Below are 17759 nucleotides of genomic sequence, written 5' to 3'. Positions count from 1 at the left end.
GTTATTAGATGCTTCACCTTTTTTGGGCGTTGTGAATCGTCTGCGGTCCCCTGTTACTTTTGGATGATTAATCCACTACGCAGCGCTACATAAAGTCAAAAAAATAACGGATTACGTGCAGAAAAACCGGCGATGTATAAGTCAAGCTGTCCACCCGGCTCAAGTAACTTGCCTTGAGGGATACGGCTTTATCGTCATCACCAATCAGCAAATCCCGCTTCAGCACGGACACCGTCAGGCTGCCGAAAAATCCGCTCAAACTGATCAGCGCTCCGGCGGCGATACCAAATGCGGGGTCAAGCGGCGTCAGATACGGACATACCGCCGAGGAGACGACGGTTGTCACGGTAAATGCGCAGGCAAATCCTTCCCAGGTCAGATAGGGATTGGCGGTAGGAACGATCCGGCGTCTGCCGACATACAGGGAGGCCAGATGGTGAACCACATCGTTTAATTGGGTAAGCACGACGAGATAAAGCACCAGCCCGGCGCCGTATTCCGGCGAAGCGACCTGAAAGTAGGCGAGATGGCTCAAACCAAACACCATCAGCATGAGCCCCCACTGCGTGGAGCTTACGCTGCGGAGAAAGCCAACCGTTCCTTTGTTGATCAGCCTGGGCAGCGGCAGAAACAAAAACACATAGACGGGAATAAACACTATAAACATTCCGTACCAGCCGATGTAAATCCAGTAAAATTGCACCGGAATCGAGAGATAAGCCCACAGAAACAGGCGGCGGTCCGCTTTGCGGGTGCGGATCATCGAAAAATATTCTTTTAGCGCAAAAAAGGTAAGCACCATTAAAGACAGCAGCGAAACAGCTGGACTGAACAGCGTCGCCAGACAAAAAATCAGCAGCATGCCCCACCAGGTCTTGATCCGGACGCCGATGGCCTGGTAGTCCCGGTCCGGCTGAACCTTGCGGAGGAGATAATAGCCTAATTGCGTGGCGGCCAGCAGAAGAAAAACAAGCAGCAGTGTCCACAGCGAACTGTTCATGCTCATGCGAAAGGGTCACCAACTTCTATCAGGAATAGAGCCCCGGGAGGAGGCTTCTATGTTATTATGATGGAACAGTCCATCGTTGATAAGGGGTAATTTTCGATCATGGCAGCAGAAAGCACAATTTATATCATGCTTACGAATACCGGTACGCTTTTTACGAAAATGATTCAGACCTATACGAGGGCGCCCTACAACCATGCCTCCATTTCCTTTAACAAGGAATTATCCGAGATGTACAGTTTTGGACGGAAAAATCCCAACAATCCGCTGAACGGCGGATTTGTTAAGGAAGATATCCAAACCGGCACGTTCAGCAAGTATCCCAATACCACTTGTGTCATCTACGAACTGCAGGCCACCGAGCGGCAGATCGAGAAGATGAAACGGGTGCTGCGCGTGTTTATCCAAAAAGACAAGAAATACCTATATAACCTTCTGGGCGTCATCGGGATCGCTTTGAAGGAGCCGGTGGAGTTCAGCAATTCTTATTTTTGTTCGCAGTTCGTCGCGGAAATCTTGCAGCGCTCCGGCATCCGGCTCTGGAACAAGCTGCCCGCGCTGGTTACGCCGGACGATTTCCGGCAGTGCGGCCGGCTGAAGCTGGTTTACGAGGGCAAGCTGAGCGAGTATCGGCCTTAGGCTGGGTGCTGGGCGTGCTGCGATGCGGTGAGGCGTAGGCTGAAGGCCAGGCGTACAGGACTGGTGACAACAGGCATAGCTGCGCCGGACCTGCGGCGGCTTTGGGCTTCCGGCCGCTGTTGTTTCGCTCTGCCCCGGCATTGACCTCGGTTTACAGCATCTCCCGCACCCATTTTCCAAATGTTTGCAACCCTTGGCAGCACCTGCGCGTCTATGAAGAAGAACGACGACAAATTAGCAGCCAAGGAGGAACGATATGAAAGCTGAAAAACATATAGGGTGGACATTGTCCATCGCGGCAATGCTCCTGCTTGCCGCCTGCGGCGGCAACGAAGCGAAGCCGGAACAACAGACCGCCGGAGGAGCGGATTTGGGCGGGGCGGCTACCGCCCCTGCTGCTACGGCGCCTGCGGCGCAAACTGCTTCGCCGGAGGCGTCCCCGGCTGCCAGCGCACCAGCCGTTACTGCGCCAGCATCTGCCGCACCTGCTGCGGAGCCGTCTTCGTCCGCACCTCAGGCGGCAAAACCAACAGCAGCGGCCCCCGGAAGTGGCACGGAGACCGCACCGGAGGAAGGAGTGCCGCCAACGGCGCTTGAAGCGGCTTCCACCGTAGTCCGCGCGCTAAAGAATAAGGACATGGACCAGCTTGCGGCTTGGACGCATGCCGACAAAGGGGTCCGCTTTTCGCCTTACGGTTATGTGGACACGAAGAAAGACCAGGTTTTTAAACGGGAAGAGATTGAAGGCCTGCTGAAGGATAAGCAAAAACGGGTTTGGGGTGAATTTGCCGGTAAAGGCGATGAGATTAAAATGACGTATGCCGAGTATCACGACCGTTTTGTATACGATGCGGATTTTGAGACCAAGGCGGAAATCGGCTTAAATCAAACGCTTGGGCAGGGCACGACGCTGAACAATTTACAGGAGGTATATCCTCCGGAGACCTATGATTTCGTCGAATATTATATCGATAGTGTTGACCCTGACGCGCAGGGTATGGATTGGCGCAGCCTCCGTCTGGTTTTTGAAAAAATCGGCGAGGACCGCGCGCTGGTCGGGATTGTACATGACCAATGGACACCATGATGATTGCTCCGGGCTCAATAGTAACGTGTTTCAGGACTTCATCCCGGATGCCCGCCTTTTGTAGCCGCCAGAGAAAGTAGGGGCACAAGTGTACGGACTCAGAAGGCCCTATTTGCTGATTATTCCGTGTTTTGGCAAAGTGACGGACTCAGCTGCCCTTATTCACGCGGAGAACCCGTAGTTTGTATGTTTTTGGTACGAATAACGGCCCTAGGGTCTGTCAGGCATACCAAAACCCAAGAATTTCAGAAATAACGGCCGCTGGGTCCGTAAAGATTTCCGTATCGCGTGCTGTGGTAATCCGCTGCGGGTGTGCCGCAGGAGAGGATTCGTTCCAAAGTGTTATCTGTAATGGAGATCGATCTGACAATAAACAGGTGTAGATCCAGGGTGGATAGCATTTTCGTACCCCATCACGAAATCGTTTGACTAACCCTTGTTTCCTTAATTTACCGTTTTCGTACACATCCTAGCGCTTCAACGAAAAGCTAACAAAACAAGCTCCCGGCTTATGGCTGTAGAGCTTGTTTTTTTACGCCGGGCTGGGAAAGGGAAAAGTGTCAGCTTGAAAACTCCGGCCTAAACGTTCAAAATTGAACTATCGCTTCCGTGAAGTAAACAACGCCTGCCGCCGGAAGGAACAGACAGTGAAATGGAGGAGCAGTGTAATGGAAATAGGAATCAGTACGTTCGTGGAGACCAATCCCGATGTGCATACCGGCGAGTTGATCAGCCACGCCCAGCGCATCCGTGAGGTGGTGGAGGAAATTGTGCTTGCCGACCGGGTGGGGCTGGATGTCTACGGCGTCGGAGAGCATCATAGAAAAGACTACGCCGCTTCGTCGCCGGCGGTGATCCTCGCGGCTGCAGCGTCCCAGACACAGCGAATCCGGCTTACCAGCGCGGTAACGGTGCTGTCTTCCGACGATCCGGTCCGCGTCTTTCAGGATTTTGCCACGCTGGACGGGATCTCGAACGGGCGGGCGGAGATTATGGCGGGACGGGGTTCCTTCATCGAGTCGTTCCCGCTGTTCGGCTACGATTTAAACGATTATGACGACCTGTTTGACGAAAAGCTTCAGCTCCTTCTCAAAATCCGCGAATCGGAGCACGTCACCTGGGAAGGCGGGCATCGTCCCGCCATTGACAACCTGGGTGTGTATCCGCGCCCGGTACAAAATCCGCTGCCGGTGTGGATCGGCAGCGGCGGCAACACGGAGTCGGTAATCCGGGCCGGGCTGCTCGGACTGCCGCTGACGCTGGCGATTATCGGCGGGAGCCCGTTTCAGTTCGCGCCGCTTGTCCAGCTGTACAAGCGGGCAGCCGCCCGGGCGGGCCACGATGCCTCGAAGCTGCCGGTCGCCTCGCATTCCCACGGCTTTATCGGGGAAAACAAGGAAGAAGCGGCAGACCGGTTTTTCCCTTCTACCCAGGCCGTGATGAACATATTGGGACGTGAGCGGGGCTGGGGGCACTACAGCCGGGCGAGCTTTGATGCGGCCCGCAGTCCGGAAGGCGCGCTGTATGTGGGCGATCCGCAGACAGTCGCGGACAAAATTATCGCCTTGCGCAAGCGCGTTGGCATTACACGTTTTATGCTGCATGTTCCGCTCGGCACCATGCCGCATGCCGTCGTAATGAAGGCCATCGAGCTGCTCGGAACGGAAGTCGCTCCTAAAGTGCGGGAGGAAATCGCCCGCTGGGAAGCCGCGGGCGAGCCGGATGAAGCTGCCGGCGTGTAACTTCTGCTAGTGAAGGGACACCTAACAGCCGTACGCCCCTTCCGGATTTGGGGTTTTAAGCAGAGAAGTATGTAAACAACAACGCTCCCCGAAAACGGGCGGCCGTCCGCTTCAAGCGGTCGCCGCCCGCACGGGGAGCGTTTGTTTTTGCGGCGGATGCATTTATCCGCGTTTTAGTTTTCCTTTATGCCGGCCAGCTTCTTCAGCAGCTTGCGCATTTCCTTAAATGATTTCATCTGATAGTTGGCGGCCGTCGCGCCGGGGCCGATTTTGATGGAGTAGGCTTCTTTGGGCAGCGCGGTGAACAGATCTTCATCCGTATGGTCGTCCCCTACGCCGAGAATAAAATCATACGTCTCCCCGTTCAGCAGCTGGTGCGCGCCATGGCCTTTGTTAATCCGGCTGTCCTTGACCTCCAGCACCTTGTTGCCCTCCAGCACGCCAATCGTCATCGACTGGGTAATGGAGATCAGTGCCTCCCGGAGTTCATCGCGTTTGAGTGTAATCACGTCCGGCTCGCATTGGCGGTAGTGCCAGGCGAGGGAGTATTCTTTTTCCTCAATCAGCGATCCCGGCATCCGGTCCGTATACATCTCCAAAATGTGGCGGATGGAATCCTTCCAGTCGTTATCCACGTTGACCGTCTTGATCCATTCCCCGTCAGTCCGCCGCAGCCATAAACCATGAGAGGCAATCAGGACAATGTTGAGATCGCCAAGCCATTTCTCAATGACTCCCCGGTCGCGTCCGGTGATAACGACTACCGTATTATTAGGGTCCTTTGCCAGTTCGGCAAGAATTCGTCTGAGCTCCTCGTCCGGCTTGGCCTGGTCCGGTGTCGGCTTAAAGCCGACCAGGGTGCCGTCGTAATCCAGGAACAGCACGCGGCGCTCCGAGCCGTGGTAAGCCTTGATAATTGCCGATGAATCGGCCAGATCAAGCAGCGGTTTGGTCTGAACCGGCTCGACTGCGGTATCCTGCAGCGCGTTCAGGAACTCGTCCGCCCAGAATTTGACGTTGTAGCGCGACAGCCGGCGGTGGATCATTTTGTTGCGTTCGATTTTCTCGTGATCCGGCATATCGAGGGCGGTTTTGAGGCCTTGGGCGATTTTGCCGTAGTCGTTGGCGTTGACGATAACCGCTTCGCCCAGCTCGCTTGCAGCGCCGGCCGTTTCGCTCAGCACCAGCATGCCCTTGTAATCGGTACGGGAAGCCACGTATTCTTTGGCCACCAGATTCATGCCGTCCCGGAGCGGTGTTACCAGCAGCACATCGCTGTGCCGGTAGAACGCGATCAGATCGTCCTGCGAGAAGGTGCGGAAAAAGAACCAGACCGGCATCCAGTTTACGGTACCAAACCGCCCGTTAACTTCACTGACCAGCTTCTCGATCTCCCGCTTCAGCGAGTCGTAAGTCTCCACTTCCACGCGGGAAGGGGCGACGATCAGATTCAAACGGACTTTTTCCCGGTATTCCGGATAATTCGCCAGGAACTGCTTGAAGGCGCGGATGCGTTCCGGAATGCCTTTGGTGTAATCCAGCCGGTCGATCGACAGAATGTTTTGCACTTGCTTTGTACTTTCGATGAACCCGTTCAGCTCGTCGGACAAGTTGTCCCGGTCATGGGATTTGGAAAAATAGTCGTAATCGATGCCCATCGGGAACGCGTCAACGCGGACGCTGTGGGATTCGTATTGAATTTTGTTCATGCTGTTTTCCTTGCCCAGAATTCTCCGGACCGTGCTCAGGAAGTGGCGTACATAGTCGTACGTATGGAAGCCGATAAGATTGGCGCCCAGCAGCCCGCGAAGGATTTCTTCGCGCCAGATCAGCAGGCGGTAGATCTCGAACGATGGAAACGGAATATGCAGGAAAAATCCGATGCGTGCGTCGGGATATTTTTCCCGGATCATCTGGGGCAGCAGCATCAGCTGGTAATCATGAATCCAGATCGTGTCGTTGGGTTCGATTACGGGATCGATGGCATCGAAGAACTTCTGGTTGACCTGCTTGTAAGCTTCCCATGTCTCCACGCGGTAGTTGGCGGTGGTGTTGAAGTAGTGGAACAGCGGCCAGATCGTATCGTTGCAGAAGCCGTGGTAATATTGGTCGATCTCCTCATCGGACAAAAAAATCGGCAGGCAGTTGTAGTTCTCCCGAAGCTCCTGCTCCAGCTCCCGTTCGTCGCCATCCTGGAGCTGATCCTGCGAGATGCCGGGCCATCCGGCCCAGATGCTGTCCCCCTGCTCGTGGTAGCTTTTTAGCCCGGTGGCGAGTCCCCCGATGCTTTTATGGTATTCGAATTCGGTTTCGTTCTTCTTGACGGTGACCGGAAGACGGTTGGATACAAAAATTAGTTTGCTCATTGAAATCTCCTTTCCTGAACAATTGTGCGTGTGGCCATACGTCCTTGAACGTAAAAAGACGGCAAACGGCGCAAAGCCGCCCGGCGCGCTAGGCGGCCGGAAACCTGATCCCTTCGGTTCCACAGGATGACTTGATGCGTCCCTAATGTTCGCGGCCCGGGCAATGAGGTGTGCCTGGCTTCACATGGACAGGCGATTTCAGCCGTATGTAGAGGAACGTGGCTTATAGGCTGATATTACCCGTCCGTGGGCGGTGCGACACATCGTGCAGGGCAGGAGCGGATTTCCAGATGGCCTGACCGCAGGCCACAGAGGCTTATGAATGCGTAAATGCTGTAATTGTTGAAATGCCAGACGGCCGCTAATGCCGGAACGCCAGAACGCCGGAATGTCGGAACGCCGGAAGGCCAGAACGTTGGAGCTTCGGAAGGCCACACCAGGAATGCCGGGAATGCGGATAGGCTTTGCGGAACGGGGATGGGGCATGCTATGGTAATGGGGAGACCGGCATTGGCTGGGGCAAAACCAGGCAATCAGCTATTCAGGCAGCTCGAAAGCCGCTTGCGCCGATGGGGGCAGTTCCAGCGTGGAAGGTTTAGCAACCGTCATTCAGACGGCTGGGAAGCCGTGCGGCGGGCATGGCATGCTTTTTGGTCAAGAGGACAAAGGTCAGAGTGACAATGAGGAGGCGGAATTATGAAAGCGCTATTTATTGGCGGGACGGGAACCATCAGTATGGCGATTACCCGGCAGCTGGCCGAACAGGGCTGGGAGCTGTATCTGCTGAACCGGGGACGTCGGCAGGAAGGGCTGCCGGAGGGCGTACACTTGATTGAGGAAGACATCAACGACGAGAAGCGGGTAGCCGAACGGCTTGTTGGTTTGTCTTTTGACGTAGTTGCCGACTTCATCGCTTTTGAGCCGGAACATGTGCAGCGGGATTACCGGCTGTTTCAGGGCAAAACGAAGCAGTTCATTTTTATCAGCTCTGCATCGGCTTACCAGACGCCGCTGTCCGATTACCGGATTACGGAGGGAACGCCGCTGTCGAACCCGTATTGGGCTTACTCCCGAAACAAAATCGCTTGTGAGGAATATTTGATGGGGCAGTACCGGGATCACGGGTTTCCGGTGACGATTGTCCGGCCAAGCCATACTTACGATGAGCGTTCGATTCCGCTTGGGGTGCATGGCTCAAAAGGCAGCTGGCAGGTTGCCCGGCGCATGCTGGAAGGGAAGCCGGTGATTGTACACGGAGACGGCACGTCGCTTTGGACGCTGACGCATAACCGTGATTTTGCGAAGGGGTTTATTGGGCTGATGGGCAATCTCCATGCGATCGGCGAGAGTGTGCATATCACGTCGGATGAGTCGCTGACCTGGAATCAGATCTATGAAGCGGTGGCGGGAGCGCTTGGCGTGAAGCTGGAGGCCGTGCATGTGCCGTCGGATTTTCTGGCCGAATGCGGACCGGGGGATTTCCGGGGCAGCCTGCTTGGCGACAAGGCAAATACGGTTGTTTTCGATAACGCCAAGCTTAAACGGCTGGTGCCCGGGTTCTGCGCGGAAATCCGGTTTGACCAGGGAATAAGCGACACCGTCCGGCACATTTTGGCTCATCCGGAGCTGCAGAAGGAAGACTCTGAATTCGACCGCTGGTGTGATGAGGTGATTCAGGCGGTCCGGGGTGCCGCGGCGGAAGTGAAGCGGAAATTTAAGGGATAAAGGCCCCGTGACGAAGACACGGATGAAGCGCCCTGAGCGGACTCTATATAGACTGGATAATGAAATGACAGGAAAGAGGAGCAGGCACGGAGGCAATTTGGGAGATGGAGGGAGCGACGCGTATGCCTGCATTTTTGGAGTTCTAGGTTCTAACAGACTGAACGCAAAAATACAGGATGGCGGGGATGGCATGGAGGCAATTTAATTTGGAGCTGCGGAGCGGTAGCGCAAGCCTTATTTTCGGAGTTCTCCCGCTAACTTATATACCAATCAAGAACTCCGAAAATAACAGCAACCGGAAGTCCCAAATTCGCCGCAGTGACACCCTCGCCCCACCTGTATGTCATTTGTTCGGTCTATACTGCTGAGCACCGTTGAACTCCGAATATAACAGCAACCCGAAGTCCCAAATTTGCCGCAGTGACACCCTGCTTTACCTGTACGTCTTTTGTTCAGTCTCTACGGACCTGCTGTTGAGCACCGAAAATAAGCATCCTAACCGCCTGGCCGCAGCTTCACTGCGGCCATTTTCAATAGGCAGGCGTGCCCCTGCCTACTCCTTAAGAGAAGAATGGGTCTCAACGTACCAGTCGATCATTTTGCGGGCGATGCTGACGCCGGGCGGAATGACTGGCAGCTGATCCGAACCGAACCAGTCGGCATGAACAATCTCTTCGCCGTCCACCGCAATTTCACCGCCGTCATACTCCGCAATAAAGCCAATCATCAAGGAATGGGGAAACGGCCACTGCTGGCTGCCAAAATAACGGATGTTCCGGAGCCGCAGACCGACTTCCTCCATCGTCTCCCGGCGGACGCAGTCCTCCAGCGTCTCGCCGGGTTCGACGAACCCCGAAATCAAGCCATACATATTGTTCCGGAAATGGCGGGCGTGAGCCAGCAGAATCCGGTCTCCTTTAAGGATGGCCGTAATCACGGCCGGAGCCAGCCGGGGGTAATGGGTCAGTCCGCAGGACGGGCATAGCTTGGCGCGTTCCCCTTCGGCATGGACGAGCGCGCTGCCGCACCGGCCGCAGAACTGGTGAGTTGCTTCCCAAGCAAGCAGCTGCGCCGCTCTGCCGGCCAGATGGAAGACATCCTCTTCCATCCGTTCATACAGGGAACGCAGCGGCTCGAAGGCCATACCGGCGGGTGCAGACGCCTCCTCGGTTGCTTCGGCAGCAAAGCAGGGGACCTCTTCAAAGGTACCCAGATAAAGCGTGTGCCGCACCTCCAGCCCGTAGTCCTGTGGCCCGCAGCCCTTTCCTAGCCGGACCGGTTCGGGTGTTTCCCGGACGAGCAGCTGTCCATCACGAAAAATGAACCAATACGCGGCCTGCTCCGCCCCCTCTTTGGCAAGCAGGGCGGGCAGATAACGTTTGTAGATGCTTTCTCTTGGTTTTTGCATGGTATCAAGACCTTTCTTCGCTTCAATCGCTTATCCCTGTCATTATGCACCCCGGCAGGACGGCGGGCAAGCCCGGGAGGGGGACGTGGTATTCGTCCGGTATCTGCTTGAATATCCGCTTGGATATCCGCAAGTGGTATTAGAGCACACACGTCCTAGCAGACCGCCGCCAGCCTAGGTCAGTCCCGCTATCAAGCGCCGCTGCCCTACAGGCCCGTTGTCCGCTTCGGTCGCCGCTGCCCTACAGGCCCGCTATCCGCGCCGGTCGCCGCTGCCCTACAGGCCCGCTATCCGCGCCGCTCGCCGCTGCCCTACACCAGCTTGGACAGCACGTGTACCGCCTCGTCCAAATCAAGGACGGATTCGGTGCGCGCCTCCATATCCTTCAGCCTAACACGCCCGAGGGCCGCTTCTTCTTCGCCGACCAGCACAATGTACGGGATGCCCAGCGCCGAAGAAGCGGCCAAGGCCTTGGCCAGCTTGCGTCCGCCGGGAGACAGGCGTGTCCGGATGCCATTCTCGCGGAACGCTTTGGCCGCGGCCAGCGCTTCGGGACGCATGCCGCCGACGGAAATGATGTCCACGACCGCCTGCGGCGGCGCTAACTCCCGCGACCGCAGCAGTTCCATCATCGACTCCATACCGAAGGAAAGGCCTGCGGCACTGCGTGCTAAATCTTCCCGGCCGACGAGCTTGCCGATCATGTCGTCATATCGTCCGCCGGCGCCCAGACTGGAAGTGTAAGCCCCTGAAGCATCAAATATCTCGTAAACCGTACCAGTATAAAAGGATAGGCCGCGTGACAAAAACGGGTCAAAGCGGCATGTTTCCTCCATGCCAAGGGCCCCGATCCACCGCTGTAGGGCCAGCACCTCGCCCGCGCCGGGGCTTTCCAGGATGCCGCAGGCCGCAGCGGCTGCCTCAAACGTCGGCTGCTCCATTTCGAGCAGCGAAGTGAGCGGGCGGAGGACAGCCGGCTCCAGCCCTTTTTCGGCCAATTCGCGCATAACCGCGGGGGTTCCAAGCTTGTCTTTTTTGTCCAGTGTAAGCATTACCGTCAGCGTATCCTCTGCCTTAACGCCAACCGACTCCAGCACCTCGCCCAGAAACCGCCGGTTGTTCCAGCGGATCGCCACTGGGACCTCCAGCCGCCGGAACACTTCGGCCGCCAGCTGCATCAACTCCGCTTCCGCCTCCGGCCCATCTATCCCCGCCACATCCGCGTCGCACTGCAGAAATTCACGCATTCTGCCGCGCTTTACCGGTCCGTCCCGGAACACCTTGCCGATCTCGTACCGCTTGAAGGGAACGGAAAGACCCGGATTCAGCGCCATTACCTTGGCAAAGGGCAGCGTCAGGTCATAGCGCAGGCCCAGTTCCCGCTCCCCCTGATCGGTCAGCCGGTACATTTCCTTCAGAATTTCTTCGCCCCCCGTATACTTGGAAGCCAGCAGCTCCAACTCATTCAGCACCGGCGTTTCCATCGGGGTAAAATCGTACAGCTCGAAGACCTCCTCCAGCACCTTGCGCACTTTCAGCCGGAGCGACTGTTCGGGACCGAAGAAGTCGGCCGTTCCTTTTACATTTTGCATCCCTGATCTTTCCTTTCCGCGGCAGCTCAAATTTTGGAGAAAACAAAAAACGCGCCGGACCCCTTGGTCCTGCGCGTTTGGTATGCCGCAGGGGGGCCAACGCGAACAGCGTTAGCCCACCCTGAGAAAATTTCAGGTGTGTGCTAACGCTGAATGAAGTGATAATACAGATTCAGATTCAGTTGTAGTGTGGAAGCGTTCATCTTCGGGTTCCCCTTTATCGAATCTTAGGGACCATTATATCGAGCGGCTTCGCGGATGACAAGACTTACTTTTTGATGTATTCGGCAAAATGCTCCTGGAAGTACAGCGAATCGATATCCGCCCGCAGATGGTGATGCACCAGCTCGTCGATCCGGTCCGGCTGTTCCTGGACGATGTGGTCCACGATCTGGCGGTGCTCCTTCAGAATCTCCACCAGCTTGTCCTTCTTCAGCATATGCAGCTTGCGGTACCGGACGTAATGCACATTGAACTGCTGAATCAGTTCCCACAGAAAAGCCCGTCCGGCAAGCCGGAACAGCGTCTGGTGGAACGCGTCGTCCAGCTGGAGGAAGACCTCGGACGCATCCTCCTGTTCAATCGCCTGTTCCTGCCGGGCCAAAATTTCTTTTAACTCATGTACGCCTTTCAGGGGGAGCCGGCCTGCGAGCCCCTTCATAATTTCCTTCTCCAGCGCACTCCGCAAATAGATGATTTGCTCGACCGATTCCAGGTCGATAAAGGAGACGACATTCCCCTTTTTGGGATAAATGTTGATGTAGTCCTCCAGAGACAGCTGCTTCAGAATGTCCCGGATTGGCGTCCGGGAGAGCTGAAATTGTTCGGACAGCGCCGTCTCGCTGATCATGGTGCCGGGCTTTAGCTGCAGGGAGAGGATTTCCTTTTTCAACTGGTCCATGATTTCCTGTTTTGAGGCCATCGCTATTCCAACTCTCTTCGTCACTATTTTCACAAACTAGTATACATGAAACCATGCTCGAATATAAAGGGGGATTAAATATACAAAGCGAACCCATTGACAAAGAAAACGCTATATTCTATGATCAAAACAAATCTTGTATACAAGATACAATCGAATTACAGGGAGGATTCCGGCATGAATATGACGTGGAGATGGTATGGCGAAGGGAACGACAATATTACCCTTGACCATATCCGGCAAATTCCGGGCGTAATGGGGATCGTATGGTCGCTGCATGAGAAGGTAGCGGGCGAAGTGTGGGAAATGGAACGGATTCAGGAGGTCGCGGACCAGATTACTTCCAAGGGCTTCAGCACTGCCGTTGTCGAAAGCGTCAACGTTCACGATGACATCAAGATCGGACTGCCTACCCGCGACAAATATATTGATATTTACATCGATACGATCCGCAAGCTGGCCAAGGTTGGCGTTAAAGTCATCTGCTACAACTTCATGCCGGTTTTCGACTGGACCCGAACGGAGCTGTACAAGGAGCTTCCTGACGGATCGAACGCTTTGTTCTATGAAAAAGCAGCCATCGTTGACGACCCGAGAGAGATGGTCGACAAGATCCTCAAGGGCGCTAAAGGCTTCACGATGCCGGGCTGGGAGCCGGAGCGGCTGGCGAAGCTCGATGAGCTGTTTGAGGCATACAAACCGGTTACGGAAGATATCCTGTTCGACAATTTAAAATATTTCCTGGAGCGCATCATCCCGGTGTGCGAAGAAGTCGATATCAAAATGGCGATTCACCCGGACGATCCGGCATGGCCGATCTTCGGACTTCCGCGGATCATCCGCAGCCGCGATCATATCCGCAGATTCCTGGACCTGGTGGACAGCCCGTACAACGGCTTGACCTTCTGCACCGGCTCGCTGGGCACCAATCCGGAGAACGACCTGCCGGGTATGATCCGCGAATTCCACGACCGGATTCATTTTGCGCATATCCGTAATGTTAAAGTGTTCGAAAACGGCGACTTCATCGAAGTTTCGCACCGCGGCCGCGACGGCAGCGTTGATGTGGCGGAAGTGGTCAAGGCTTACCATGAGTGCGGCTTCCAGGGTTATGTGCGCCCTGACCACGGCAGACATCTGTGGGGTGAAGAGAAGCACTGCAGACCGGGTTACGGCCTGTACGACCGTGCGCTTGGCATCATGTACCTGCTGGGTGTATGGGACAGCCTGGAGAACGTCAAAGGGGGAAAATAAGTGTTGCGTCTGGACAGAAACAGCCTTCAGAACCCGTCGGCATGGAAGGAAGCAGGCGTTGAACTGCCCCGGTTCGATTATGACCGGGTGGCGAAGAATACAAAAGAAAAGCCCGAGTGGATTCACTTCGGGGCGGGGAACATTTTCCGCGGCTTTGTGGCGAATGCCCATCAGAAGCTGCTGGACGCCGGTCTGGCCGATACGGGAATCATTGCGGCCGAGACGTTTGATTTTGAAATGATCGATAAAGTATACAAGCCGTATGATAATTTAACGCTGCTTGTTCTGATGAACGCCCGAGGCGATTTTGACAAGCGGATTGTAAGCAGCATCGTCGAAGGCATCACGGCCGATAAAGGCCGGCCCGAGGATTATGCGCGGCTGACAGAGGTTTTTGAAAGTCCGAGCCTGCAAATGGCAAGCTTCACGATTACGGAGAAGGGCTATTCGCTTACCGGACCAAACGGGCAGTATCTCGGCATCGTGGAAAAGGATATCGAAAACGGGCCGGAGCAGCCGATCCACGCCATGAGCATTGTCGCTTCCCTGGCATACCGGCGGTACCGGAAAGGCCAATATCCGATGACATTCGTGAGCATGGATAACTGCTCGCATAACGGCGATAAGCTGAAGAACGGCGTCGTGACAATGGCCAAAGAATGGGCGAAAAAAGGCTTTGTGGAAGAAGGGTTTACCGCCTACCTGGAGGATGAAAGCAAAATCACCTTCCCGCTGTCGATGATCGACAAAATCACGCCGCGTCCGTCCGACTCCGTCAAAGAAGCGCTGCTTGAGCAGGGCATCGGCGAGATGGATGTCATTGTGACGTCAAAGAACACCTACACCGCGCCGTTTGTTAACGCGGAGATCAGCGAATACCTGGTTATCGAGGACAAATTTACGAACGGCCGGCCGGCGCTGGAGGAAGCGGGGATTATTTTCACCGACCGGGATACGGTTAATAAGGTGGAAACGATGAAGGTGACGACCTGCCTCAATCCGCTGCATACCGCGCTTGCGGTTTCGGGCTGCCTGCTCGGCTATACACTGATTGCCGACGAAATGAAAGACGCCACACTGCGCAGATTTGTGGAGATCATCGGGTATGAGGAAGGGCTGCCGGTTGTCGTTAACCCGGGGATCATTGATCCAAAGCAGTTCCTCGACGAGGTGCTGAACGAACGGTTTGCAAATCCGTTTATCCCTGACACACCGCAGCGGATTGCAACCGATACGTCGCAGAAGGTCGGTATCCGGTTCGGAGAGACAATCAAGTCGTATATGCGCCGGGAGGATCTGAATCCGGCCGATCTGACGGCGATCCCGCTGGCTATCGCCACATGGTGCCGTTATCTGCTCGGTATCGGAGACGACGGCGAGGCCTTTACGCTCAGCCCGGACCCGCTGCTGGAGGCGCTCCAGGCGCATCTGGCGGGCGTGAAGCTGGGGGATACCGCGTCGAATATCCAGGCGATTTTGCGCGACGAAGCGATCTTTGGCGTTGATCTTTATGCCATCGGCCTTGGCGCGAAGATCGAAGGCATGTTCCATGAGATGCTGGCCGGCCCTGGCGCCGTCCGCGCTACGCTGGAGAAGTATGTAGGTTAATCGCAAGGCCAGGAGGCCCCGGAGCAATCCGGGGCCTTTTTCGTTTTTTCTTAACCGGGCAAAGTCTCGTATAATAAAGGCAGAATGTATGGAAGCGGGAGGATGTAAAAGGTGATGCAGGCAACGTTTGAAGAAGTGTACGAGCTGCTGGAACGGTCGTTTCCCGAATCGGAAATCCGCACATTGGCAGGCCAGCGGAAGCTGCTGGAACGTCCGGAGTACAGGCTGCTGACGAAGCAGGGAGAGGACGGGGAGCTTCTGGCCGTTATGGCGGTTTGGGAGTTCGACAACCTGCGGTTTGTGGAGCATATTGCGGTTCATCCGCGGGCGCGGGGACTTGGTCTCGGCGGAGAGATGATGCGGGAATACCAGCACGCGGCGGGCCGGGTGCCGGTTATTCTTGAGGTGGAACCGCCAGACACGACGGAATTTGCAGGGCGGCGTATCGGTTTTTATGAGCGGCTGGGGTTTTTCCTGAACCGCTACCCGTATAAGCAGCCGCCGCTTCGGGAGGGCCAGCCTAATCTCCCTCTCCTTCTGATGAGTTATCCGGGTCCCCTGACGCAGGCGGAGTTCAGGCAATGTGTGAGCACGTTATATACCCGGGTGTACGAAAAATGGCCGGCGGGTGAGGCGGCTGAGCTCCTTACGGATTCCGGAGAGCAGGCTGGGGCCGGGGGCCGAGGCAGGCCAACCAGGTCAAGCGATCCAGGCGGTCCAGCGGGAGTAGGCGGAAGAGGAGGACTGAACGGACGGGGCGGCCATGAATAAAACGGACCGCATGCTCGCGATCATGCTGGAGCTTCAGCGCTGCCGCAGGCTTCGGGCCGAGGATCTGGCCGCGAAGTTTGAGACCAGCGTCCGCACGATCTACCGGGACATTCAGGCGCTGAGCGAAGGCGGTGTCCCGATTGTCAGCGCTCCCGGCCAAGGTTATTCGCTGCCGGACGGGTATTTTCTGCCGCCGGTCAGCTTCACCGCCGAGGAGGCGGTTGCCCTGCTGGTGGGTGCCGATTTTATCGGCCGGCATTTTGACGCGCTTTACAGCGACAGCGCCGCGGCTGCCCGCGCCAAGCTGGAGGCCGTACTGCCGGAGCGGGTCAGGGCAGATGCCGACCGGACCCGCGCATCAATCCGGCTTGTCCCGGGAGGCGCCAGCGACGAGCAGGGGAAGGTTAGGCTGGAGGCAGTGCGCCGGGCGGTGCTGCATAAACGCAAGCTGCGGTTCCAGTATGGCGGGCATTCTGCCGGCCGTGATTCGGAGCCGGCGGACCGGACCGTTCATCCGTACGGGCTTGCGCTGCTTCAAGGCGTCTGGGTACTGATTGCTTACTGTGAACTGCGGAAGGCGGTGCGGCATTTCCGGCTGTCCCGCATGCAGGAGGTAGAGCTGCTGGAGGAGACGTTTGCCGTTCCTGCGGATTTTGTGTTTGCGGACTACACGCCGCCCGATGACCGGGAACTGCAGGTCAGAATCCGGCTTAGTCCTGCCGCAGCCCGGCAAGTACAGGAAGAAGGTTATTTTTATATCGACTCGGCCGAACCCGCAGGGGAAGAACTGGAGCTGCAGCTGCGTGTACGGCGGGTAGAAGAAATTTTGCGCTGGCTGCTCGGCTGGGGAGCGGAGGCCCGTGTGCTGGAGCCGGAATTCCTGCGGGAGAGAGTCCGCCAGGAAGCACAAAAAATGCTGGAACGCTGCTGACATAACGCTGTCAGCAGCGTTTTTGTATGATGGGGACAGGTAGAGCAAAACAGAAGCATAACTTGCACAGGGAGTGACGATTGGGATGGAAAACAAACAGGAAATTAAGTCAACATTAGAAAGCTTTCAGGCGCTGTGTGCGGATTATATCCGCGGGCTGGAGACCGTGACGCCGGATCAGTTGAAGCAGCGGGAGGACGGTGAATGGTCACTCGGCCAAATGTATGTGCATTTGATTCAGTCGGCGCTGCATATGCATTTGCGTAATGCGGACAGCTGTCTTACGGGTTCAGGCGGCGGGGAGCTATCCGCCGGGAAAACGCCACGGGGAGTAACGGCGTTTGAGCAGGGCGAATTTCCGCCGGTCAGGATTCGTGTACCGGATTCGCCGCAGTATACTCCAGCCCAGCCGGAGTCCAAGGAAGAGCTGGCGGAGGGGCTGTCCCGGGTAAGCCGTGCAATGGAAGACATGTCAAACCGGCTGCTGGAATCGGAAAGCTCCCGTGTTATAGCGCATCCCGGATTCGGGGAACTGAATGCGGCGGAATGGTACCGGCTGGTCGAAATGCATTACCGCCATCATCTGCGGCAGGAAGAGCGTTTGCGCGCCAATCTGGCGTAACTATGCATTATTAGACGAAGTTCTGCATAAATTTACATTTAAATCGACTTTTTTTGACACTCCTTTTACCTCCCTCCGCTATGCTC

Annotated in this window: 14 protein-coding genes; 9 read left to right on the top strand and 5 right to left on the bottom strand. The window is 56.1% G+C overall.

The genetic code is table 11. The annotated features are described in order from the left end of the window. Positions 1-85: 85 nt before the first annotated feature. The gene (locus ACE6ED_RS13985; protein ID WP_410827851.1) at positions 86-1000 is read right to left on the bottom strand and encodes a phosphatidate cytidylyltransferase; all 915 of its coding nucleotides are present in this window, start codon (positions 998-1000) and stop codon (positions 86-88) included. A gap of 108 nt (positions 1001-1108) precedes the next feature. On the opposite strand from ACE6ED_RS13985, the gene ACE6ED_RS13980 reads away from it, so the two are divergent. The 3 genes from ACE6ED_RS13980 (at position 1109) to ACE6ED_RS13970 (ending at position 4474) form a co-directional block, all read left to right on the top strand. Beyond that, positions 1109-1645 carry a hypothetical protein gene (locus ACE6ED_RS13980; protein WP_410827786.1) on the top strand — a complete coding sequence of 179 codons (537 nt, stop codon included), beginning with the start codon at positions 1109-1111 and terminating at the stop codon, positions 1643-1645. 256 nt (positions 1646-1901) lie between these two features. Continuing rightward, the gene (locus ACE6ED_RS13975; RefSeq protein WP_410827785.1) at positions 1902-2732 is read left to right on the top strand and encodes a hypothetical protein; all 831 of its coding nucleotides are present in this window, start codon (positions 1902-1904) and stop codon (positions 2730-2732) included. 668 nt (positions 2733-3400) lie between these two features. Next, positions 3401-4474: an LLM class flavin-dependent oxidoreductase gene (locus ACE6ED_RS13970; protein ID WP_410827784.1), complete on the top strand. Its 1074-nt coding sequence runs from the start codon at positions 3401-3403 to the stop codon at positions 4472-4474. Between the two features lie 173 nt (positions 4475-4647). On the opposite strand, the gene ACE6ED_RS13965 is transcribed toward ACE6ED_RS13970, so the two are convergent. Beyond that, positions 4648-6840, bottom strand: coding sequence for a bifunctional alpha,alpha-trehalose-phosphate synthase (UDP-forming)/trehalose-phosphatase (locus ACE6ED_RS13965; protein WP_410827783.1), 2193 nt, complete (start codon positions 6838-6840; stop codon positions 4648-4650). 696 nt (positions 6841-7536) lie between these two features. On the opposite strand from ACE6ED_RS13965, the gene ACE6ED_RS13960 reads away from it, so the two are divergent. Next, positions 7537-8565: an SDR family oxidoreductase gene (locus tag ACE6ED_RS13960; RefSeq protein WP_410827782.1), complete on the top strand. Its 1029-nt coding sequence runs from the start codon at positions 7537-7539 to the stop codon at positions 8563-8565. Positions 8566-9118: 553 nt separating this feature from the next. Here ACE6ED_RS13960 and nudC read toward each other — a convergent pair. From nudC to ACE6ED_RS13945, 3 genes are all read right to left on the bottom strand, one after another. Further along, complete coding sequence (nudC, locus tag ACE6ED_RS13955) at positions 9119-9973, bottom strand: NAD(+) diphosphatase (RefSeq protein WP_410827781.1); 855 nt, start codon at positions 9971-9973, stop codon at positions 9119-9121. Positions 9974-10284: 311 nt separating this feature from the next. Continuing rightward, the gene (locus ACE6ED_RS13950; protein ID WP_410827780.1) at positions 10285-11565 is read right to left on the bottom strand and encodes a histidine--tRNA ligase; all 1281 of its coding nucleotides are present in this window, start codon (positions 11563-11565) and stop codon (positions 10285-10287) included. A gap of 268 nt (positions 11566-11833) precedes the next feature. Next, on the bottom strand, positions 11834-12487 hold the full coding sequence (locus ACE6ED_RS13945) for a GntR family transcriptional regulator (protein WP_410827779.1): 654 nt from the start codon (positions 12485-12487) through the stop codon (positions 11834-11836). Between the two features lie 177 nt (positions 12488-12664). Between ACE6ED_RS13945 and uxuA the strand changes: the two genes are divergently transcribed. The 5 genes from uxuA to ACE6ED_RS13920 all read left to right on the top strand — a co-directional run bounded on the left by uxuA (position 12665) and on the right by ACE6ED_RS13920 (position 17673). After that, positions 12665-13741: a mannonate dehydratase gene (uxuA, locus tag ACE6ED_RS13940; protein WP_410827778.1), complete on the top strand. Its 1077-nt coding sequence runs from the start codon at positions 12665-12667 to the stop codon at positions 13739-13741. Next, positions 13742-15349: a mannitol dehydrogenase family protein gene (locus tag ACE6ED_RS13935; protein ID WP_410827777.1), complete on the top strand. Its 1608-nt coding sequence runs from the start codon at positions 13742-13744 to the stop codon at positions 15347-15349. It abuts the gene before it with no gap. A 114-nt stretch (positions 15350-15463) separates the two neighbouring features. Beyond that, positions 15464-16120 (top strand): GNAT family N-acetyltransferase, encoded by a 657-nt coding sequence (locus ACE6ED_RS13930; protein ID WP_410827850.1) that lies wholly within the window; start codon positions 15464-15466, stop codon positions 16118-16120. Continuing rightward, entirely contained in the window at positions 16113-17051 is a 939-nt protein-coding gene (locus ACE6ED_RS13925; RefSeq protein ID WP_410827776.1) for a helix-turn-helix transcriptional regulator, read from the top strand. The genes ACE6ED_RS13930 and ACE6ED_RS13925 overlap by 8 nt, the downstream gene beginning before the upstream one ends. A gap of 85 nt (positions 17052-17136) precedes the next feature. Beyond that, the gene (locus ACE6ED_RS13920; protein ID WP_410827775.1) at positions 17137-17673 is read left to right on the top strand and encodes a DinB family protein; all 537 of its coding nucleotides are present in this window, start codon (positions 17137-17139) and stop codon (positions 17671-17673) included. The last annotated feature ends 86 nt before the right edge of the window (positions 17674-17759 follow it).

It is taken from the genome of Paenibacillus nanchangensis (assembly GCF_046543445.1).
GTDB lineage: Bacteria > Bacillota > Bacilli > Paenibacillales > Paenibacillaceae > Paenibacillus_AQ > Paenibacillus_AQ nanchangensis.
This window is presented reverse-complemented; position numbering and strand designations above follow the sequence as displayed.